The sequence below is a fragment of the Nonomuraea sp. NPDC003201 genome (assembly GCF_053590415.1).
Genome location: NZ_JBSFTC010000206.1, coordinates 1 through 20,753, shown reverse-complemented (window position 1 = coordinate 20,753; position 20,753 = coordinate 1). Strand labels below are relative to the sequence as shown.

Below are 20,753 nucleotides of genomic sequence, written 5' to 3'. Positions count from 1 at the left end.
GCCCGCCGGAGAACTGGTGCGGGTAGCGTTCGGCGGCCGAGGCGGGCAGCCCGACCCCCTCCAGCAGCTCGGTCACCCGGTCGCCGACCGGCAGGCCGAGCGCGACGAGCGGCTCGGCGACCAGGTCCCGGACGCGCATGCGGGGGTCGAGCGAGCTCATCGGGTCCTGGAAGACGATCTGCAGGTTCTCCCGCAGGAAGCGCAGCCGGCGTTCCGGCTTGCCGGCGATCTCCTGCCCGTCGAACAGGATGGACCCGCCGGTCGGCTGATCAAGCCCGCACAGCAGGCGCAGCAGCGTCGACTTGCCGGAGCCGGACTCGCCGACGATGCCGTACCGCTCGCCCCGGCCCACCGTGAGCGACACGTCCTTGAGCGCGTGCACGGCGGCGCCCGCCTTGGTGAGCGAGGTGCGGGGCCGGTGGTAGACGCGGCTGAGGTCGCGGGCCTCAATCAGCGGGGTGCCAGCATGCGTGGGCATGGCCGTCTCCTGTCAGCGCGGGTACGGTCTCGCACTCGGCGGTGGCGTGCGGGCAGCGGTTGCGGAAGACGCAGCCACCGGGGAACTGCCCGGCCGGCGGCACGCTGCCCTTGATGGTGGGCAGCCGGGTGCCGCGCGGGGTGAGCCTGGAGGCGGCCAGCAGGCCCTCGGTGTAGCGGTGGCGGGGCCGGGTGAAGACCTCGCGGATGGGGCCGCTCTCGACGACGCGGCCCCCGTACATGACCAGGACCCGCTCGCACACCGACGCCACGACGGCGAGGTCGTGGGTGATGAACAGCAGCGCGGGCGCGACCTCGGCGATCAAAGCCAGCATCTGCTTCTGCACCGTGACGTCGAGCGCCGTGGTGGGCTCGTCGCAGATGAGCAGGCTCGGCTCGTTGGCCAGCGCGATGGCGAGCATGACGCGCTGGCGCTGGCCGCCGGAGAGCTGGTGCGGGTACGCGCGGGCGATCTGCGCCGGTTCGGGCAGGCGTACGCGTTCCAGCAGGTCGAGCGCCTTCTCCCGGGCCCGCGCGCGCGGCGTGCCGTGCAGGGTCATGACCTCGGCGACCTGGGCGCCGATGCGCATGAGCGGGTTGAGCGCGGTCATGGGCTCCTGGAAGACCATGGAGACGTCCTGGCCGCGCAGCCGCTTCAGCCGGCTCTCGGGCACGCCGACCAGGTCGTTCCCGCCCATCGTGGCCGTGCCCGAGGCGGTGACGCCCTCGGGGAGCAGGCCCATGAGCGACAGCGCGGTCAGCGACTTGCCGGACCCGGACTCGCCGATCAGCCCGACCCGCTCACCGGGCGCGATGGCGAACGACACCTCGTGCACGAGCTCCAGCGAGTCGGCCCGTACGGTCAGTCCCTCAACCCTCAACATGCTCACTGGGTCGCTCACCGCTCCTCACTCGCTCCGCGGAGTCCCTCCTCCGTCGGGCCTCCACTCCGCTCGCTGCGTCGGGTTCGCTCCCGGACCCTCCTGAGCTTCGGATCGAGGTAGTCGCGCAGGCCGTCCCCCAGGAGGTTGAAGCCGAGCACCGCGAGCGCGATCGCCAGGCCGGGCCAGAGCGCCAGTCGCGGGGTCGAGAACAGCAGCTCCTGCGACTCCTGCAGCATCCGCCCCCACGACGGGGTCGGCGGGCGGGTGCCGAAGCCGAGGAACGACAGCGCCGCCTCGGCCAGGATCGCGATCGCGAACGACACCGACGCCTGCACGATGAGCACGGAGCCGATGTTCGGCAGCACGTGGCGCATCGCGATGGCCGGGCGGCGGCGCCCGGCGGCCCTGGCGGCCAGGATGTAGTCGGTCACCATGACCTGGAGCGTGGCGGCGCGGGCCACCCGGGCGAACGCGGGCACGGTGGCCACGCCGATCGCGATCATCGCGGTGAGCGTGCCCGGCCCGTAGACCGCGCCGAGCATGACGGCCAGCAGCAGCGCCGGGAACGCGAACACCAGGTCGTTGACCCGCATGATCAGCTCGGAGAGCCAGCCGCGCGGCGTCATCCCGGCGATCATGCCGAGCGGCGTGCCGATGACGGCGGCGATGCCGACGGCCACGATGCCCACGTAGAGCGTGGTCCGGGCGCCGACCATGATCTGGCTGAAGGTGTCGCGGCCGAACTTGTCGGCCCCCAGCAGGTAGCCGCCGCCCGGCTGCCGCAGCTTGCGCGCCGCGTCCACGAGCGTCGGGTCGTGCGGCGTCCAGAAGAACGACACCGCCGCCGCCAGCACCACGAGCCCGACGAGCACGCCGCCGACCAGCAGCCCGGCGTTCATCCGGCCCCTCATCGCAGCCTCGGATCGAGTACGCGGTAGGCCAGGTCCACCACGAAGTTGATCAGCAGGACGGCCGCCACCAGCACCATCACCACACCTTGGACGAGCAGCAGGTCACGCCCGGCGACGCCGTTGAGCAGCAGGTCGCCGAGCCCGGGGATGACGAAGACCCGCTCGACCACGACCGCGCCGATCAGCAGCGTGGCCAGTTGCAGGCCGAGCACGGTGACGACGGGGATCGAGGCGTTGCGCAGGCCGTGCCGCCACAGGGCTCCGGTGCTGCCCCGGCCCTTGGCGCGGGCCGTGCGCAGGTAGTCCTCGCGCATCACGTCGAGCACGGCGCTGCGCACGTACCGGGTCAGGACCGCGCCCTGCACGAGACCGAGCGACAACCACGGCAACAACAGGCTGAGCAGCCACTGCGCAGGGTTCTCGGCGATCGGCACGTAGCCGCCGGACGGCAGCGCCTGGGCCTGCACCGCGAACACGAACACCAGCAGGATGCCCGCCAGGAACGCCGGGATCGCGATGCCGACCTGGCTGAGCGCGCTGATGGCCGCCCCGAGCGGGTTGTGGTGGTGCACGGCCGCGAACGTGCCGAGCGGCACCGCGATGACCAGCGCCACCAGCATCCCGCCGAGCACCAGCACGGCCGTGACGCCGAGCCGGTCGCTGATCTGCGGGCCGATGGGCGAGCTGGTCACGTACGAGGTGCCGAAGTCGCCGTGCAGGAGCCCGCCGAACCAGTCGAAAAACTGCACGACGGGCGGCCGGTCGGTGCCGAACTGCTTGCGCAGCGCCGCCACCGCGTCGGGCGTGGCGTTCACGCCGAGCGCGACCTCCGCCGGGTCGCCGGGCAGCATCGCCATGAACGCGAACACCACCACGCCCGCCACGGCGGTGCTCGCGACGAGCACCGCCAGGCGTTTGACCAGGTAAAGCGTCACTGCTGCTTGGAGAGCGCGGTGAAGTCGAAGGACTCCGCGATGGCGTTCTTCGGCAGCCCGGTGACGCCCTTCTTCGCCACGATCAGGTTGGGGAAGAGGAAGAGCCAGTCGGCGGCCGCGTCGTCGGACAGCAGCTTGGCGGCCTTCTTCAGGTCGTCGGTCTGCTGCTGCTCGGTACCCTCGTCGGCGGAGGCGAGGAGCTTGCCGAACTCGGGGTTGTCGTAGCGGAAGTAGTACGACTTGTCGGCGAATATGCCCATGTCGCGGGGCTCGACGTGGTTGATGATGGACAGGTCGTAGTCGCCCTGCTTGAACACCACGTCCAGCCAGCGGGCCGGGAACTCCAGGGGCTCGATGTCGGCGGTGATGCCGACCTGCGCGAGCTGCGACTTGACGACCTGCGCGCCGGCCACCGCGTACGGCAGGTTGGGGATGCGCATCTTGACGTTGAGCGTCTTGCCGCCGAGCAGTTCCTTGGCCTTGGCCGGGTCGTACGGGTAGTCGCCGGTGCGGTCCTCGTACCAGGGGTCGGTGGGCGGCACCATCGAGCCGATCAGCTGGCCGCGCCCGGCCCAGGCGGTCTCCAGCAGCGCCTTGTGGTCGATCGCGTAGCGGACGGCCTGCCTGGCCTTCTTGTCGTTGAACGGCGGGCGGCTGTTGTTCATCGACAGCACGACCTCGCCGTTGGTGGTGCCCTCGACCGTCTGGAAGCGGTTGGGGTCGGCGAACTGCTGCAGCGACTCGGGCGCCTGCACGGCGGAGATGACGTCGATGCCGCCGGTCAGCAGCGCGTTGTTCATCGCCGTGGCGTCCTTGAAGTACTTCAGCGTGATCGACGACAGCGGCGGCTTGGTGCCCCAGTAGGAGGCGTTCGCGTTGAGCTGGATGGAGTCGCCGCGCCGCCACGAGCCGAGCGTGTACGGGCCGGTGCCGACGGGCTTGTTGGCCAGGTCGGCGATCCCGGTGCGGCTGAACATGGCGCCGAGCCTGGTGGCCATCGAGTAGAGGAAGCCGTTGCTCGGCTTCTTGAGCGTGACGACGGCGGTGGAGTCGTCCTTCTTCTCCACCTTGTCGACGACGTCGAGCTGCGCCTTGATCTTGAGCTTCCAGTCCGTCTTGACCCGGTCGAGCGAGAACGCCACGTCGTCGGCCGTGAACGGCGCTCCGCTGCTGAACTTGACGTCCTTGCGCAGGCTGAACGTGTAGGTCTTGCGGTCGGGCGAGACGTCCCACTTCTCGGCGAGCAGTGGCACGATCTTGCCGTCCTGGTCGAGCTTGACCAGGCCCTCGTAGACGTTGACGAGCAGCGCCTGCGGAATGGCGGCGCCCTCCGTCGAGGTGAAGTCGAGGTTCGCGGGCTCGGCCACGAATCCGACGGAAAGGGTCTGGGTCTTGGGGGTGCCCGCACTGCCGCCGCCGCTGGAGGTGCCGCCGCAGGCGGCCGTGCCCAGCAGGAGACCGCCGGCGGCGATCCAGATGCCGATTCGCCTCATGTGTTACTGCCTCCTGGCTAGTGCACTGGTCGGACCAGTAGGCTACGCACATTGCCAGTCGGCGGCGGCTCGGGTCAAGGGGGCTTTCATGGGTGGTCCGAGGTTCGAGCCGGTGCGTACCGTACGTGCCTATGAGCGGGTGGTGGAGCAGGTCGAGGAGGCCATCGAGAGCGGCTCCCTCTCGCCGGGCGAGCGGCTGCCGAGCGAGCGGGAGCTCATGGTGCAGTTCTCGGTCAGCCGGTCCACCGTGCGCGAGGCGCTGCGGGTGCTGCAGGCGCGCGGCCTGGTGCGGTCACGGCCCGGCGACCCCAACGGGGCGGAGGTGCTGCCGTTCTCGCCCGCCACGCTGCACAAGTCGATGACCACGCTGGCCAGGGTGGAGGAGCTGTCGCTGGCCGAGCTGGTGCAGTTCAGGATGGTGCTCGACTCGTCGGCGATCCTGCTGGCGGCCCGGCTGCGCACCGACGCGCAGTTCGCCGAGATGGAGTCGGCCGTCGCGCACATGCGGACCGCCGTGGAGACGGGGCAGGACACGTTCGGCGAGGCCGACGTGGCCTTCCATGACGTGGTGGCGCGGGCGAGCGGCAACAAGCTCATCCAGATCTGCACGGACGTGGTCCGTTCGATCGTGCTCAAGCTGATCTCGGAGAAGATCGCCGACGCGCCCGACCGGGAGGCGCTGATGCGGCAGAGCATCCGGCACCACGAGGAGGTGCTGGCCGCCATGCGCGCCGGCGACGGCCCGCTGGCCGCCCGGCTGTCGAAAAAGGCGATGTACGACTATTACGCCGGCTACATCCCCGCCCCCGAACGCCCCGCTCTCAGCGCCCTCCTCGACTGATCCCCCGCCGCCGCCCGCACACCACCCCGTCGTCTGGCTGAACGATCTCGCGATCGCCACTGAACGGCCCTGACATCCCGGTCGAGCCTCCCCGGCGCTCGCTGTCGTGTCGGCCGCCGCGGCCACGAAGGCATCCAAGGCCGCCCTGGCCTCCTCACCGTTGGTCTTCAAGTCATCCGCGTCATGGGACTTCGGCATCTCACCCACCAGGCGTACCGCTTCCTTGGCCAACGAAACGAGACGGGCATCGTAGGCGAGGAGCCCTGGCAAGATCGTTCTCATCGATGACGGCCATCCGCCGGTTCCTCACCCCCGTCGTCCCCATGTAGCCGCGTGACCCACGTTGTCCGGCGCCGGCGGCCGTCCGTCGTGGCGGCTGCCACCACACGTGGTCGCGGTACGCCTGCCCGGGCACCCCATGACATGTCAATAGGTGCATGTTTTCGCACCCGCCAATGTATTTCGATCAGCGCCGATCGAGCGTGTATCGGTTTGTGAGAGTTCGGCGATCCGGGCGAGCGACGGTACGTGCATCGAATCCATCAGGACGGGACGGACCATGACAACCAACGATGGCCGGCAGAGCACACAGGCGCAGGACATTCACCAGGACGTGCCGATCCGGCGGCGGTGGCACCTGGAGAAGGTCGGCCAGCCGCAGTCCGGGGCGATCGCCGAAGCGCTCGGCGCGATCAGAATGCTCAATTCCACGTTCGCCCCCATCCCCTCGCCGGTCGCCTTCGTCAAGGGCACCGACGGCCACCTGTGGATGGTCACCCCGCACGGTCCCGGCGTGTGGGAGTGGACCCACGTGAAAGGCGCGGCCGACCAACCGGTGGGCGTCGTCGCCGTCGACGACGACAGCCGGGGCACCCGCCCCTATGTCTTCGTCCTGCTTGACAGGCAACTGCAGCTGTACTGGTGGGATGGCATCAGGTGGGTCCCCACGGCTCTGGGCACGCCACCTGGCACGACCCTCACAGAAGGCATCGGCGCGGTCTCCCTCGCACTGGTCCCCGGCGCCAGCGCCCAGCCGTTCGTGGTCGTACGCGGCCAGGACACCAATCTGTGGGCCGGCTGGTGGAACGCCACTCAGCGCCACTGGCAGTGGGCCAACCTGCGCCACCCCGAGGGCGTCGGCCTCAGCGGGAAGATCGGCGTGGTGGCCGTCACCGACCGAGCGACCGGCCACGGGCTCCTGCACGTCTACATGAACGGCGGCGACGGAAACCTGTGGCTGTGTGTCTCCGACACGGGCGAGACCCAATGGATCAACCTCGAAAAGCCGCCGATTCCGAGCAGCGGCACCGCCGGCGTGACGGCCGTCCAGAACGCCGATGACAAGGCTCCACAGGTCTGCGCCTTCATCACCGCCCACGGGCAGCCGCTGTACGCCCACGTCACCGACGCCGTCGGCCCACACTGGCTCGATGCCGGCGCCCCGCCCGAGGAGCAGGTGAACTTCGGCCTGGGGACCGCCCTCGTTCAGCCGCGCGCCGACGGGGACTTCTTCCCGGCCGCCCTGGTGGGCGACACCACCGCCGCCGTGTGGGCTGATCAGGCGAACACGGAAGGCCGCTGGTCCTGGTCCAGAGTCGGCGACCTCGTCCGCGACGTCTTCGACCCGCAGCTCGGCGAGGGCGTCATCATCGAGGACTCCCCCGAGATCACCTACACGCACGTCTTCCTGCTCAGCCGCGGCGGCGTCCTGTACGACGCCTGCTACGGCTAGAGACGCCATGACCATCGCCACCGGCGGCGCCGCCACGCCGGCGGCCCGCCCAGACCACCCCGCCGCAGAGGGCCGTCGCTCCTTCTGCCAAGGATTGGCTTCGACCGGCCGACCGATACCGTCACCGTGCCACAGCCCACCTCCGGCTGGTCCGGACACGACTTTCCGTCCGCAGCGGACTGTTCGGGTCCGGACCGGCCCAAGGCCCTCCCGCACGGTCGGTCGTCCTCGATCGACAGCACTCATGACACGCTGCCGGGTTTCGCCGCACGCCCGGTAACTCACCCGTACACCACGTCGACCTGACCGGCATCTTCAGGGGCATCGGCCCGCAGGTCCAAGAAGGCATCCGCGCCGAGGTCGAGTGCTGTGTCCCTGTCGCCGGCCCTGCCGGTGCCGATCACTCGGGCTCCCGCCTCGCACGCGAGCTGCACCGCGATAGGTGATCTCATCGAGCCCATCCAGCAGGACCAGCCGGCGTGCCCCGGCATGAGGCGGAGGTCGAAGACCTCCCAGGGACCGCAACCCCGGACGACCGGTTTCCCCGCACTACATGTCATTGACGTCACATCCCTCCTGTGTAGAAGATTTCCCTACGTACACGCGCCTGCGGATGGGGACGCCCATGTCGTCCGAGTCGTTCAACGCCAGCGTCTTTCTCGTGGACCGCCAGGTCGAAGCGGGCCACGGCGATCGCATCGCCGTCACGGGCCCCGCGGGCACGCTGACCTACGCGCAGCTGGCCGGCCACGTGGCCAGGTTCGCGGCCGGCTTACGCACGATGGGCGTCCGCCCCGAGGAGCGGGTCCTGCTCGTCATGTCCGACCGCCCGGAGACCGCGATCACCGTCCTGGCCGTCATGCGCATGGGCGCGGTCGCCGTACCGGTCTCCACCATGTACAACCCCACCGAGCTCGCCACCCTGGTCCGGGACTCGCGGGCGAGGGTCGTCGTGGCCACTCCCGAGTTCGCGCCGACCGTGCGCGAGGCCGTGCGGAGCACGCCCGACGTGGCGGTGCTCGTCCTCATCGACCCGCCGCCGGCGGAGGAGGAAACGCCGGTGTGCCTGTGGTCCGACATCCTGGAGTCGGGCAGGGCGGCGGGCCTCCCGTACGGCACCTGGCGCGACTCCCCCGCCCTCTGGCTCTACACCTCCGGCACCACCGGCGCCCCCAAGGCGGCCATGCACCGGCACGGCGCCATCCAGGAGGTCTACGAGGGGTACGGGCGGCAGGTCCTCGGCATCCGCCCCGACGACCGGTGCTTCTCGGTCGCGCGGCTGTTCTTCGCGTACGGCATCGGCAACTCCATGTTCTTCCCTCTGGCCGCGGGCGCCACGGCGGTCCTCGACCCGGCGCGGCCCACCCCCGCGGGCGTGGTCGCCAGGGTGATCGAGGAGCGGCCGACGCTGTTCTTCGCGGGCCCGACGTTCTTCGCGGCGCTGCTCGCCGCCGACATCCCCGCCGGCGCCTTCCAGTCCGTACGGCTGGCCGTCTCCGCAGGCGAGGCACTGCCCGCCGAGATCCACCGCCGCTTCACCGAGCGCTTCGAGGTGGACATCATCGACGGCCTCGGCTCGACGGAGGCGCTGCACATCTTCATCTCCAACCACCCGGGCCGGGTACGCCCCGGCAGCTCGGGCACGGTCGTGCCCGGCTACGAGGCCAAGCTGCTCGACGACTCCGGCGCGCCCGTCAAGGACGGGGAGCCGGGCCACCTGTACGTCCGGGGCGAGTCGGTGGCCACCGGCTACTGGTGCCGCACGGCGACCACCCGGCAGGTGTTCCAGGGCGAGTGGCTGCGTACCGGCGACACCTACATCAGAGACGAGGACGGCTTCTACCAGTGCCTCGGCCGCTCCAACGACATGATCAAGGCCGGCGGCATCTGGGTGTCGCCGATGGAGGTCGAGGCCCGGCTGCTCCAGCACGAGTCGGTGGGCGAGTGCGCCGTCGTGGCGTACATCGACGAGGACGGGCTGGAGAAGCCGGTGGCCTGCGTGGTGTCCGCCCCGGGCCGCGCGGTGGACGCCGGCGAGCTGATCGGCTTCTGCCGGGAGGGCCTGGCCTCCTTCAAGCGGCCGCGCGAGGTCCTGGTGCTGGACGAGCTGCCGAAGACGGCGACCGGCAAGATCCAGCGCGTGGTGATCCGCCAGATCGCCGCCGACCTCCTGGGCAAGACCGGCGGCTAGGAGGCCGGCGGCGCCGGTTTCGTCCCGTAGACGGTGATGGCGAACGGCCGCGACGTGGCCGTGTAGACCTGCTCGGTCAGCCGTGACAGCGCCGCGTGCGAGTCCAGGTAGTGGTGCAGCCGGCCGGCCTCGGGCCACGGGTGGACCGCCACGAGCACCCCGTCGGGCACCAGCAGCTCGCTGAGCTGCGCCGAAGCCCGCCGCAGCCGCTCGTGGCGGCCCAGGTAGTAGAGGGTCTCGGAGCAGAACACCAGGTCGAAGCGCTGGTCGGGGCGGTGGGTGAGGATGTCCGCCCGGATGAAGCGCACCCGCCCGTCCTGCGGCACCCGCTCGCGCGCCCGTGCCAGGGCCCGCTCCGACACGTCCACCCCGATGATCTCCGCGTCCGGGTACGTCACCGCGAGAGCGTGCGTGAACACGCCCTCGCTGCACCCGACGTCGATGATCCGCCGGTACGGCCGGGCGGGCAGGTGCTGGAGCGTGGTCCGGTACTTGTCCTGCTCGTAACTGTCCGTGGCGAGGCTCCACGGGTCAGGGGTCCGGTGCAACCAGTCGAAGACGTAGCGCAGGAGCACCGCCTGCCCCGCCGGAGACAGCAGGGACAGGGTACGGAAGAACGTACGGTGCATGATCTCCGGCAAACTCGGCATGCGGTCTCTCTCGGTCGAGGCGGAGGAGCGCCCCAGGGTCTGAGGAGGAGTTCGTCACCGAGAGTGAATGCCCGCTAATCGCCGAGCTGACGCAAGCGCGCGATCAGAACGCGTCGCGCAGCTCCCGCTTGAGCACCTTGCCGGAGGCGTTCTTGGGCAGGGCGTCCACGAACACCACCCGCTTGGGCGTCTTGAACGCCGCCAGCCGCTCCCGCAGGAACGCGATCAGCTCCTGCTCCGTCGCCCCGCCCCCTTCGCGCAGCACCACCGCGGCCGTGACCGCCTCGATCCACGTGTCGTCCGGCACCCCGAACACGGCCGCCTCCGCCACCTCCGGGTGCTGGTAGATGGCCTCCTCCACCTCGCGGCTCGCGACGTTCTCGCCGCCCGACTTGATCATGTCCTTCTTCCTGTCCACCACGGACAGGTAGCCGTCGGCGTCCATGGCGCCCAGGTCGCCGCTGTGGAACCAGCCGCCCCTGAACGCCTCGGCGGTCTTGTCCGGGTCGTTCCAGTAGCCGAGCATGGCGTGCGGGCTGCGGTGGACGATCTCGCCGACCACGCCGGGCGGCACGGGCCTGTCCTGGTCGTCGACGACCCTGGTCTCGACGTTGAGGGCGGCCCTGCCGGCCGAGCCGAGGCGGGTGAGCTGCTCCTCCGGGCCCAGGATGGTGGCGACCGGGGCCATCTCCGTCTGTCCGTAGAAGTTGAACAGGCGGACGTCCGGCAGGCGGGCGGCGATCTCCTTCAGCACCTCGACGGGCATGATCGAGGCGCCGTAGTAGCCCTTGCGCAGGGACGACAGGTCGCGGCGGTCGAAGTCGGGGTGGCGCAGCAGGCCGATCCAGACGGTGGGCGGGCAGAAGAGCTTGGTGGCGCGCTCGCCCTCGATGGTGGCCAGGATCGACGCCGGGGTGGCGCCGGGCAGGATGATGTTGGTGGCGCCGAGGTAGACGCCGGGCGTCAGGAAGCAGTGCAGCTGGGCGCAGTGGTAGAGCGGGAGGGCGTGGATCTCGACGTCGTGGTGGCTCATCTCGCCGTCCACGACGCAGGTGACGTACTGGGCGATCAGGCTGCGGCTGGACAGCGTGGCGCCCTTGGGCCGCGACTCGGTGCCGCTGGTGTACATGAGCTGGATCGGGTCGTCGTCGGCGATCTCCACCTGCGGCTCCGACGCGTCGTCGAAGGCCGCCCACTCCTTGAACGACTCCCAGCCGTCGGCCGCACCGATCACGCCGCGCACCCGTACCTGCGGCCCGGCCGCCGCCGCGGCCACCGGCAGCAGCGCCTCCTCCACGAGGATCCCGGTCGCGCCGGAATGCTCCAGGATGTACGCGACCTCCGCCGTGCCCAGCATGAAGTTGATCGGCACGGAGATCGCGCCCAGCCGCGCCAGCGCGAAGTACGCCACCACGAACGCGTGGTTGTTGTGGCTGAAGACGGCGAACCGGTCGCCCTTGCCGACGCCGCGCGCGGCCAGGGCGTTGGCCGTGCGGTTCACCGCCAGGTCGAGGTCGGCGTAGCTCTGCCGCAGGTCGCCGTAGACGACGGCGGTCTTGGCCGGGTGGCGGGCGGCGGAGCGACGGAGGAGATCACCAATGGCGTGCCGGCGAGTCGTCATGCGGACTTCCCTTGCGATCGCAGAACGATGATCGGCGATCGTACCTGACAAAGGGGTCAGTCCAGTGGATCCCACGCAATACGGTCGTAATGCTCGAGAACGCTCGCCATCAGCGTGTCGTCCTGGGGCAGCGGGATGCCGTCCACCGCGCCGACCGGCCAGACGCCCCAGGAGTTGCAGAGGAAGACCTGGTCGAGGCCCTGCAGGTCGGCGACCTTCAACGGCCGCCGCTCCTGCGGGACGTCCATCCGCTCCAGCAGCTGCATCGTGATCCCGCGCAGCATCGGCGCCTCCGGCCAGACCAGGCGCCCGCCGGCGAAGCCGCCCACGTTGGTGATCGAGCCCTCGCTGATCAGGCCGTCCTCGGCGGTGAGCAGCGCCTCGTCGAAGCCCTCGCGCTCGGCCTGCCGCCCGATGTGGGCCTGCATCATGCCGGAGGCCTGCTTGATGTGCGGCAGGTAGCGCTGGCCGACGACCGACTTGACGCTCACCGGGCCGGTGGGCGGCTCGTGGGGCGGAGCGGCGACGGCGATGACGCGCGGGCCGTCGGCGAACTCCACCACGGACACCCGTACGCTCGCGTCCCGCACGTCGTCGCCGAGCACCGCCGCGACGGAGCCGAGCACGGCGGCGCGGTCGACCGGGACCCCGAACAGCTCGGCGTTGGCCGTCTCCAGCCGGGCGATGTGCAGGTCGAGCCCCCGCACCCGGCGATCCCTGACCTGCATGGCGGTGAAGTGGCCGTAGCGCGCCTGCCACATGAGGCGCGCGTCGGCGTCCACCAGCCTGCCCTCGAAGGCTGCCCGTTCCGTCACGCGATCTACTTTACGTACACGCCCACCGACCATCGCACCGGGCGGTTCGTGTACTCGCCCCAGAAGCCGATCTTTCCGGTGATCGTCACCTTCTTGCCTTTGGGGACGAAAAATTCCTGCATGGCCATGGGGTACGGGCCTGATTTCCAGACGGCGCAGCTCGTGGCCATGGATTCCTCGGCGCCGACCCGGTATTTGAACCACATCCGCGTGGCCAGCTCACCCGTGCAGAGCTGGTCGACGCTGATCCTGCCGCCCGGGCTCGTGACCACGAGGGTGAAGGACCGATTCCGATCCCACATACCCGTCGCCGAACGGGCCAGCTTCCACCCTGCCAGCCGGTCAGGGAAGTCCCTGACCGGCTCGGGCTCGACCGGCCGGGCGGGCGGCGTCCACTCGTAGACGGCCACGTGCCAGGTGGCCTCCTTCGGCTTGGGAGTCACGCACGGCCCGTCCTTCTGCCGCTGGACACAGCCCCGGGCGACGACGGTCGTGTCGAACGTGACCGTGGCCTCCGTCGCGCCGCGCCGGACCAGTGACATCGGGCGCAACCGCATCGCCTTCGCGCACGACATGGCCTGGGAGCCGGTGTCGGCCCTGCCGTTCACCAAGACGATGGGCGAATCGGCGCCGGTGTCGCCGTAGCAGGTCATGGCCACGTCCAGCGGCTTGCCGGAGACCGGCACCGTGAGCGAGACCTTCTTCGCGCCCTCCTTCTTGATCGTGCCGACGGCCAGGCGGCGGTACGCGGTGCCGTCGCCGGCGGTGAACTCCTCGGGCAGTCCGGCGGGCTTGTCCTGTTCGGTCCCTGCCGTGGCGGTCGTGCCGGGCCCCGGTGCCGTCACCGTACCGGGGAACAAGGAGACGCCCACTACGGCGCTCGCCGCCACCGCCACCGCGCCCGCCGTCGCCCGCCTGCGCAGGCGGGTCCCGCGGATGCGGGAGCGGACCTGTTCGTGCCGGTTCGGGTTGCCCGGCGAGGGGGCCTCGGCCCGCTCGCGCAGGACGTCACGCAGGTCTTGCACGGTCATCGGTGCAGCTCCTTCACGATCGACTCGTCCACTCGCAGCTTGGCCAGCGCCTTGGCGGTCTGGCTCTTGACCGTGCCCTCCTGGCAGCCCATGATCGCGGCCACCTCGGCCACCGGCAGGTCCTCGTAGAAGCGCAGCACGATCACCGCGCGCTGCCTGGCGGGCAGCCGTCCGACCGCCTGCCACAGCTCGTCGCCCCTGCCCGCGTCGTCGTACGCGGGCGCCTCCGGCAGGTCCCCGCTGGGCAGCTCCCTGCGCCACCTGCGGCGCCACCAGGAGGTGTACGTGGTCACCAGGACGCGGCGCACGTACGCCTCCGGCTCGTCGATGCCCGGCCAGGCGAACCACGCCTTGGCCAGCGCCTCCTGCAGCAGGTCCTCCGCGGTGGCCCAGTCGTGGGTCAGCAGGTACGCCGTGCGTAACAGCCGATCCGACCTCGCCACCACGAAGTCCTGAAATATCGCCCTATCCGCCAACTTGATTCGCCTCTCGTGGGAGCCTGTCGCCGGTAGTGACGCATCGACAACAACCCCAGGTTGCCCACCCCCGGCAACGGCCTGGGAGCGCACACCCGATCCCACCGCCCGGCCTCGGCCACCGTCCGAAAAGCCCCGGCGCCTCGGCACTCCGCCACCGGCCCGACCACGCCACAGCCGCCGCCCGACGGCCCACTTCGCCACGGCCCACCTCGCCACGGCCGGCACGCCGCCGGGACGCCGGTCGGCGGCCCCTGGCCCCGTCGCACTCAGTGGAAGGGGTGGGGTCCGGGGTGGTGGGTCAGGAGCCGGCGCGGGTGACCGTGAACGGGGCCAGTTCGCCGAGCCCGCGGACCGACAGCCGGTTGACGGGCCGCAGCCGGAACGCCCGGTCCCCCTCCAGCTCCTCGGCGAACTGCGGATCCGCCAGGATCGTCCCCGGCAGCGACAGCGCCGTGAGCCGGCTGGCGAGGTTGACCGTGGTGCCGAAGACGTCCCCCATGCGCCAGATCACCGGCCCCGCCGCCAGCCCCACCCGCAGCTCCGGCATGTCCTTGATCTTCGCGTGCGTCTCCACCAGCCGCAGCGCGATCTCGGCCACGACGTGCGACTGGTCGGCCACGAACAGCACCGAGTCGCCCAGCGTCTTGACCACCCGCCCGCCGGTGGAGGTCACGATGTCGGCCGAGCGCCCCTCGAACCTGTCGATCAGCCTGGACAGCTCGCTCCCCGTGATCTGCCTGCTCAGCCGGGTGAACGCGACCAGGTCGGCGAAGCCGACGGCCAGGCGTACGGCACTCATGTCCTGCTCGGCGATGCGCCCCGCGGCGGCGGCGAGCTGGCGCTGCCAGCCGTAGACCAGCAGGCGCGCCAGGTCGGGCACCACCCGCTCGGCCCGCCGGCGCCAGGCCCGCGGGCGTTCGGCCAGCGGCACCCCGGCCTGGTCGAGCGCCTCGACGCCCAGCTCGGCCTGCGACTCCGCCAGCCGGGTCGTCGCGCTGCCGATCGAACGCGCGACCAGCAGCATGTGCTCCTCGTCGTAGACGCCCGAGCTGACCAGCTCGAGCATCGTCCTGAGCGCCTCCACGTCGGAGTCGGTGAACTCGACCGCGTCGTCGGCCACGTTCGCGAACCCCAGAGCACGCCAGTAACGCCGCGCGCGATAGACCGGCACCCCTGCCATGTAGGCCACCTGGTGGCTGGTATAGCGCCGCGGCTCGCGCAGAAAGGCCTCCGTCAGCCCGTCCTCCCCATCCACGCCCGCCACGCAGGCAAGATAACACCCTGTGGGCCAGGTCACGCCTCCACTCCCCGCAAGATCCGCTCCCGAGGGGCCCGTCACAGGTGGACGTACTCGTAGTCGAACGGACGGCCGTTGATGCCGTTGCGGGGCGGCGCCACCCAGGCCGCGATCTTCCCCGGCTCGTAGACGGGGCGCATCAGTGCCTTGACGCGCGTCTTGTCCTCGGCCGTCGGCAGCCACCGGTCGCGGGACGCCTCCCAGGCCGGCTCATCCAGAAGGCGCCCGTGCGGTGAGACGTGGTGCCCGCCGAACATGCCCACCCGCCGGTTGAACCCCAGGTGCGGCAGGTAGAGAACGGCGTCGAGACCGCGGTCGGTGAGGATCCGGTTCCACCGGTTGACGCCGGTGGCGCAGTCGGCGACGTACTCGCCGCGCAGGTCGGCGTTGAGCGCGGTGAGCGCGGGCAGCTCGACGTCGGCCAGCCGCCCCGCCTCGACCCGCTGCACGACGGCGACCGCCTCGGTGAGCAGGTGGTCGTCCTTGCGCCGCTCCTCCTGCCATCGCCCCTTGAGCCCGGCGGTGAAGTAGTTGGCCACGTTCGTGGAGGTCTCGCCGCCGAAGAGGTCGAGGCTGACGCTGTAGTGGAAGTTGATGTACTTCTGGAGGACGTCGAGCGGGATGCCGCCGTGCTCCCAGATGTCGTCGGTGTCGTGTTCGCGCATCAGCTGCGCCGTACGCTCCACCACCCGGTCCACGCCCGTGGTCCCCACGAACATGTGGTGGGCCTCCTCCTTGAGCATGAACTCGCAGGTACGGCTCAGCGGGTCGAACGCCGACTCCTTCAGCGTGCCGAGCTGGTATTTCCCGTCCCGGTCGGTGAAGTACGTGAACATGTAGAACGACAGCCAGTCCGGCGTCTCCTCGTTGAAGGCGCCCAGGATGCGCGGAGAGTCCTCGCTGCCCGAGTTGCGCAACAGGAGCGCTTCGGCCTCCTCCCGCCCGGACCGGCCGAAGTAGGCGTGCAGCAGGTAGACCATGGCCCACAGGTGCCGCCCCTCCTCCACGTTCACCTGGAAGAGGTTGCGCAGGTCGTAGAGGGAGGGGGCGGTGAGGCCGAGCCGCCGCTGCTGCTCGACGCTGGCCGGCTCGGTGTCGCCCTGGATGACGATGAGCCGCTGCAGGTCCGCCCGGTGCTCGCCGGGCACCTGCTGCCAGACGGGCCGCCCCTTGTTCTGCCCGAACGCGATGCGCCGGTCGGTGTCGCGTTCGGCGAGGAAGATGCCCCAGCGGTAGTCCGGGAGCGCCACGTGATCGAAATGCGCCCACCCCTCGCGGCCGACCGCGACGGCCGTGCGGAGATAGACGTCCTGGGTGGGCAGCGCGGGGCCCATCTCCGACCACCACTGCAGGAAGCGCGGCTGCCACGACTCCAGCGCCCGCCGCAGCCGGCGGTCCTCCGCGAGGTCGACGTTGTTGGGTATGCGCTCGGAGTAGTCGATGGACATCCCGGACCTCCGCCTCCCGCTCGACACCTCCGAGTTCAACAGCGGGCCCTTATCTGCGTCAAGGCCGTGTAGTGCTTTCCGAGTCGAGTCGCAGGATTCGCAGGCCGCAGCGGCCAGCAATCTGCCTTCTGTTACGTACGGCGCATCATCGAGTCGTAGACCATTCGTGCAGGGCGTAGGGCACGCTGTTCACGACGTTGGCGATGGCCGCCGCCGGGTAGCCGACCATGTCGTGGGGCAGGCCGTCCAAGGGCCACCAGGCGATCTCGGAGCATTTGTCCGGTTCCGCGTTGTACGGCTCGCCGGTCCACGTGTCGGCCGCGAAGAAGAGGCCGACGCGTTCCGGGGCCCGGTGCATGACGTGGACGAACCTGAGGTCGTCCGGATCGATCGTCACGCCGACCTCCTCGCCCGCCTCCCTGACGGCCGCCTCGGTCGCCGACTCGCCCGCCTCGAGGTGACCTGAGGGCAGGTGCCACAGCCCGTCGCCGTACCCGGTGCCGGCCCGCCTGCCGAGCAGCACCGTGGAGTCGCGGAGGAGGAGGACGTGCACGTCGACGATCGCCCGGAAGCGTTCCCTCGGCAGCCCTCGATCGGGGGTGAGGGGTGCGCGGCGGTCGAGGGCCTGGGCCCATTTGACGGCGACGGCGGCCACCTGGACCAGCTCGGCGCGCAACCGCTCCGGGTCCGACTCCGCGAACGCCTCCAGCACCTCCTCCGCCAGGACGTGCCGCCACGTCAGCGTCCCGGCCTCGGCCGCCGCCTCCGTCTCGGACCTGGCCCGGCCGGACTCGGCCGCCGTCCCCTCGTGCCCGGTGCCGTCGGGCAAAAGCTGCATGCCCCACCGCACGTCCTGGGCCACCCGCTCGGCGGTCACGTCCGCGAGCACCCTCGCCAACGAACCCGGCACGCCGGCATCGCCATCGTGATTCATGGCCACCAGTCTGACGGGGTTCAGGGGGTGGCGGGGCGGAAGCCCGGGCCCAGAGCGGTGGTGCCGGCGCGGGCGTGGTCCCGGAAGGCCCGTACGGCCGGCGGAAGGCGCGCGTCCTGGAGCCAGCTCACCCCGATGGTCCGGTACAGCGGCGGGGACAGCGGGATCTCCACCACGCCGGCCGCGGTCGCGTCCGCCGCGGGGTGGGTGGAGCGGGGCAGGACGGCGACGCCGAGCCCGGCCGCCACCAGCCCGCGTACGGTCTCCGTCTCCTGGCCCTCGAACGCGATCCTCGGCTCGAACCCCGCCGCCGCGCACAGGTCGTCGGTGATCTGGCGCAGGCCGTACCCCGGCTCCAGCGTCACCAGCTCCTCCCCCGTCAGCTCCGCCGCCCGCACCCGCGCCCGCGCCGCGAGCCGGTGGGACGGGGGCACGGACAGCACCAGCTCCTGGTCGGCGAGGCGAGCACCGGCGAGGTCGGGGGCGTCCACGGGCATCGGGGCGACGAACACCAGGTCGATGCGGCCCTCGCGGAGCTCCTCGATCATGTCGTGGCGCGAGCCCTGCACCAGGCTGAAGCGGATGCCGGGGTGGTGCTCGCGGAAGCCGCCGATGAGGGACGGCACGAGGGTGCGGCCCAGGAGGTGGAGGAAGCCCAGGACGACGCGGCCCGAGGCCGGGTCGATCTCCTCGCGGACCTCGCGGGCGGCGGCGGCCATCGTGGTGAGGGCGCGGGCGGAGGCGCCGGCCAGGGTGCGGCCCGCCCGGGTGAGGCGGATGCCGCGGCCGGAGGGTACGACGAGCGGGGCGCCGACCAGGTCCGCGAGTGCGGCGAGGCGGCGGCTGGCCGTGGGCTGCGGGATGCCGAGCAGCTCGGCGGCGCGCGTCACGTGACCCGTCTCACCCACGGCGGCCAGCAGGGCCAGCGCGGGCGCCAGCCGAGCCGCCAGCCGCTCGTCAGCCGATTCATCCATCATGGTATGAATTATCGCCCATTCCTGCATTAGACGTATTTATTAGCCTTGCTTAGCGTTGCAGGCGTGGTGGTTCTCGAGGCTCCTCCGGTTCGTGACACGCGGCGGGTCAGTGCGGCTGTGGCCGCCGCCGGGGTGTCGTCGTTCGCCCTCCTGTACGCGCCGCAGCCCGTGCTGCCACAGCTCGCCGCCGGGTTCCGGCTGGATCCGGGCAGCGCCTCGCTGACCATCGGCGTGGCCACCGGGGCGCTGGCCGTGGCCGTGCTGCCGGTGGCGTGGCTCGCCGGGCGGGTGGGGCGGCGCAGGGTGATCGTCTGGTCGGTGCTGGCCTCGGTGATCATCGGGCTCCTGCTGCCGCTGGCCCCGTCCTTCCCCGTGCTGCTGGTGATGCGGGCGGTGCAGGGGGTGGCGGTCGCGGGGTTCGCCGGGGTCGCGGCGGCGTACCTGGCCGACGCGGTCGGTACGGCACGGCTGCCCGCCGCGGTGGGGGCGATGATCGCGGGGAACTCGGTCGGCGGGATGCTGGGCCGGCTCGGCGCCGGGTTCGCCGCCGGGCCGATGGGGTGGCACGGCGCGCTGCTGGCGGTGGCGGTGCTGTCCCTGCTGTGCGCGCTCTTCGCGGCCCTCACGCTCCCGCGCGACCACGCCCCGGAGCCCGGATCGCAGACCTCTGGGCGCGGGTCGCCGGATGCCGGGCCCGTCCGGAGGGCTCGGATCGGGGCCGGGCTGATTGGGCCGTTCGCCGTGGGGACGCTGGCCACGGGGGCATTCGTCGCGCTCTACAACGCCGCCGGGTTCCGCCTGGCCGCCCCTCCCCTGTCGCTCGCCCCCGCCGCCGCCTCCCTCGTCTTCCTCTCCTACGCCATGGGCACCGCCTCCTCGGCCGCCGCCGGACGCCTGGCGGCCCGGCTGGGCTGGACGAAGGCGCTGGTCGCGGCCCTGGCCGTGACGGTGGCGGGCTCCGTGCTCACCGCGCACCCGTCGCTGCCGCTCATCGTGACCGGGTTCGCCGTACTGACCGCCGGGTTCTTCGCCGCGCACGCCATCGCCAACGCCTGGGTCGCCGCCGAGGCGCCCCCGAGCTCCCGGGGCCGCGCCGCCGGCATCTACACCCTCTGCTACTACCTGGGCAGCGGCCTCGGCGGCACGGCGGGCGGCGTCGTGTACGGGCACGCGGGCTGGTCCTGGCTGATCGGGCTCACGTCGGCCTGGCTGATGCTGGCGGTCCTCGCCGTCCTCATGACCCGCCGCTCAAGGTGACCGTCACCCCGATCTCCGCGCCAGGCCGCGGGCGCGGGTACGCGGAGACGTAACTCACGGTCGGCGGGCCGCGACGCCGCAGGCGGACGGGCGAGCGCAGGCGGACGGGCGAGCGCGAGGGACAGCCGGCCGGGTGCGGCGGACGGAGCGGCGGGACGGTGGTTCAGGGGGTGGAGCAAATCGAGCGTTCGAGGGAGTCGGTCAGCCACAGGTGCGTCGCGCCCAGCGTGGCCGCCTCCCCGCTCACCTCGCCCACGAGCCGCCAGTACCGCCGCATCCGCGGGTCGCCGTCCGCCGCCACGTTCGCCAGCAGCTCCCGCCGGAACGCCGGGGTGTCGCCGCTGCCCCGCACCGACGCGTGCGCCGCCACGAACCGGTCGAGCTCCGGCCCCACCCGCGGCCGCTCACCCGCCAGCACCAGGGGCAGGGCCAGCGCGCACGCCTCGGCGACCCCGTTCATCAGCTCGTCCTCGTCGGCGATCAGCTCGACGTTGACCCGCGCCCTGGCCAGCAGGCCCCGCAGCAGGGACCGGTCGCCGACCAGGCTGACCAGCTCGGCGTACGCGACCACCTGCGGCGGCGTGGGGTCGGCGGGCGGCTGGGGCACGACCATCGCCACGAACCCGGCGAACACCTCCTCCGACACCGGCGCCACCATCGTGCGCCGCCAGAAGTCGACCAGCGCGTCGCGGGCGGCGTACCCGCGCTCCACCGCGGCCAGCAGGTCCAGCCGGACCGCCCGCTCGGCCGGGCTCGCCTCCTCGACCGCCCGCAGGCAGG

The 20,753-nt window shown here is 71.4% G+C and carries 20 protein-coding genes; 4 read left to right on the top strand and 16 right to left on the bottom strand.

What is annotated here, in order from left to right; genetic code table 11:
- The 5 genes from ACWDX9_RS43325 to ACWDX9_RS43305 form a co-directional block, all read right to left on the bottom strand.
- Positions 1 to 478, bottom strand: a 478-nt coding sequence (locus ACWDX9_RS43325) for an ATP-binding cassette domain-containing protein (protein WP_449965379.1), incomplete at its 3' end; no start/stop codon positions are given.
- Positions 447 to 1,379 carry an ABC transporter ATP-binding protein gene (locus ACWDX9_RS43320; protein ID WP_449965376.1) on the bottom strand — a complete coding sequence of 311 codons (933 nt, stop codon included), beginning with the start codon at positions 1,377 to 1,379 and terminating at the stop codon, positions 447 to 449. The genes ACWDX9_RS43320 and ACWDX9_RS43325, both read right to left, overlap by 32 nt.
- Complete coding sequence (locus ACWDX9_RS43315; protein WP_449965374.1) at positions 1,376 to 2,260, bottom strand: ABC transporter permease; 885 nt, start codon at positions 2,258 to 2,260, stop codon at positions 1,376 to 1,378. Before ACWDX9_RS43315 ends, ACWDX9_RS43320 begins: the two co-directional genes overlap by 4 nt.
- 8 nt (positions 2,261 to 2,268) lie before the next feature.
- A complete protein-coding gene (locus ACWDX9_RS43310) occupies positions 2,269 to 3,207 on the bottom strand; it encodes an ABC transporter permease (protein WP_449965371.1) in 939 nt (312 codons plus the stop codon).
- Positions 3,204 to 4,700 carry an ABC transporter substrate-binding protein gene (locus ACWDX9_RS43305; protein WP_449965368.1) on the bottom strand — a complete coding sequence of 499 codons (1,497 nt, stop codon included), beginning with the start codon at positions 4,698 to 4,700 and terminating at the stop codon, positions 3,204 to 3,206. Before ACWDX9_RS43305 ends, ACWDX9_RS43310 begins: the two co-directional genes overlap by 4 nt.
- 88 nt (positions 4,701 to 4,788) lie before the next feature.
- On the opposite strand from ACWDX9_RS43305, the gene ACWDX9_RS43300 reads away from it, so the two are divergent.
- A complete protein-coding gene (locus ACWDX9_RS43300) occupies positions 4,789 to 5,541 on the top strand; it encodes a FadR/GntR family transcriptional regulator (protein ID WP_397366844.1) in 753 nt (250 codons plus the stop codon).
- Between the two features lie 559 nt (positions 5,542 to 6,100).
- Positions 6,101 to 7,273, top strand: a complete 1,173-nt coding sequence (locus ACWDX9_RS43295) for a hypothetical protein (protein ID WP_449965365.1) — start codon at positions 6,101 to 6,103, stop codon at positions 7,271 to 7,273.
- 281 nt (positions 7,274 to 7,554) lie between these two features.
- Here the strand turns inward: ACWDX9_RS43295 and ACWDX9_RS43290 are convergent, their stop codons facing one another.
- On the bottom strand, positions 7,555 to 7,725 hold the full coding sequence (locus ACWDX9_RS43290) for a hypothetical protein (protein ID WP_449965363.1): 171 nt from the start codon (positions 7,723 to 7,725) through the stop codon (positions 7,555 to 7,557).
- 173 nt (positions 7,726 to 7,898) lie between these two features.
- Between ACWDX9_RS43290 and ACWDX9_RS43285 the strand changes: the two genes are divergently transcribed.
- The gene (locus tag ACWDX9_RS43285) at positions 7,899 to 9,464 is read left to right on the top strand and encodes a benzoate-CoA ligase family protein (protein WP_449965361.1); all 1,566 of its coding nucleotides are present in this window, start codon (positions 7,899 to 7,901) and stop codon (positions 9,462 to 9,464) included.
- Here the strand turns inward: ACWDX9_RS43285 and ACWDX9_RS43280 are convergent.
- From ACWDX9_RS43280 to ACWDX9_RS43240, 9 genes are all read right to left on the bottom strand, one after another.
- Positions 9,461 to 10,114, bottom strand: coding sequence for a class I SAM-dependent methyltransferase (locus ACWDX9_RS43280; RefSeq protein ID WP_449965358.1), 654 nt, complete (start codon positions 10,112 to 10,114; stop codon positions 9,461 to 9,463). The genes ACWDX9_RS43285 and ACWDX9_RS43280 overlap by 4 nt on opposite strands.
- Positions 10,115 to 10,217: 103 nt before the next feature.
- On the bottom strand, positions 10,218 to 11,735 hold the full coding sequence (locus ACWDX9_RS43275; RefSeq protein WP_449965355.1) for an acyl-CoA synthetase: 1,518 nt from the start codon (positions 11,733 to 11,735) through the stop codon (positions 10,218 to 10,220).
- Positions 11,736 to 11,791: 56 nt separating this feature from the next.
- Positions 11,792 to 12,550 (bottom strand): aminotransferase class IV, encoded by a 759-nt coding sequence (locus ACWDX9_RS43270; protein WP_449965354.1) that lies wholly within the window; start codon positions 12,548 to 12,550, stop codon positions 11,792 to 11,794.
- 5 nt (positions 12,551 to 12,555) lie between these two features.
- The gene (locus ACWDX9_RS43265; protein ID WP_449965351.1) at positions 12,556 to 13,581 is read right to left on the bottom strand and encodes a hypothetical protein; all 1,026 of its coding nucleotides are present in this window, start codon (positions 13,579 to 13,581) and stop codon (positions 12,556 to 12,558) included.
- Complete coding sequence (locus ACWDX9_RS43260; RefSeq protein WP_449965349.1) at positions 13,578 to 14,057, bottom strand: SigE family RNA polymerase sigma factor; 480 nt, start codon at positions 14,055 to 14,057, stop codon at positions 13,578 to 13,580. The genes ACWDX9_RS43265 and ACWDX9_RS43260 overlap by 4 nt, the downstream gene beginning before the upstream one ends.
- Positions 14,058 to 14,358: 301 nt before the next feature.
- Positions 14,359 to 15,324 carry an adenylate/guanylate cyclase domain-containing protein gene (locus tag ACWDX9_RS43255; RefSeq protein ID WP_350727830.1) on the bottom strand — a complete coding sequence of 322 codons (966 nt, stop codon included), beginning with the start codon at positions 15,322 to 15,324 and terminating at the stop codon, positions 14,359 to 14,361.
- Positions 15,325 to 15,395: 71 nt separating this feature from the next.
- The gene (gene boxB, locus ACWDX9_RS43250) at positions 15,396 to 16,805 is read right to left on the bottom strand and encodes a benzoyl-CoA 2,3-epoxidase subunit BoxB (RefSeq protein WP_449965347.1); all 1,410 of its coding nucleotides are present in this window, start codon (positions 16,803 to 16,805) and stop codon (positions 15,396 to 15,398) included.
- A gap of 145 nt (positions 16,806 to 16,950) precedes the next feature.
- Positions 16,951 to 17,739, bottom strand: coding sequence for an NUDIX hydrolase (locus ACWDX9_RS43245; RefSeq protein ID WP_449965344.1), 789 nt, complete (start codon positions 17,737 to 17,739; stop codon positions 16,951 to 16,953).
- A gap of 20 nt (positions 17,740 to 17,759) precedes the next feature.
- Positions 17,760 to 18,716, bottom strand: a complete 957-nt coding sequence (locus ACWDX9_RS43240; protein ID WP_449965342.1) for a LysR substrate-binding domain-containing protein — start codon at positions 18,714 to 18,716, stop codon at positions 17,760 to 17,762.
- 63 nt (positions 18,717 to 18,779) lie between these two features.
- Here ACWDX9_RS43240 and ACWDX9_RS43235 point away from each other — a divergent pair, with 63 nt between their 5' ends.
- The gene (locus ACWDX9_RS43235) at positions 18,780 to 19,973 is read left to right on the top strand and encodes an MFS transporter (RefSeq protein ID WP_449965339.1); all 1,194 of its coding nucleotides are present in this window, start codon (positions 18,780 to 18,782) and stop codon (positions 19,971 to 19,973) included.
- Between the two features lie 163 nt (positions 19,974 to 20,136).
- Here ACWDX9_RS43235 and ACWDX9_RS43230 read toward each other — a convergent pair.
- On the bottom strand, positions 20,137 to 20,753 hold a 617-nt coding region (locus ACWDX9_RS43230), incomplete at its 5' end, for a hypothetical protein (RefSeq protein ID WP_449965337.1).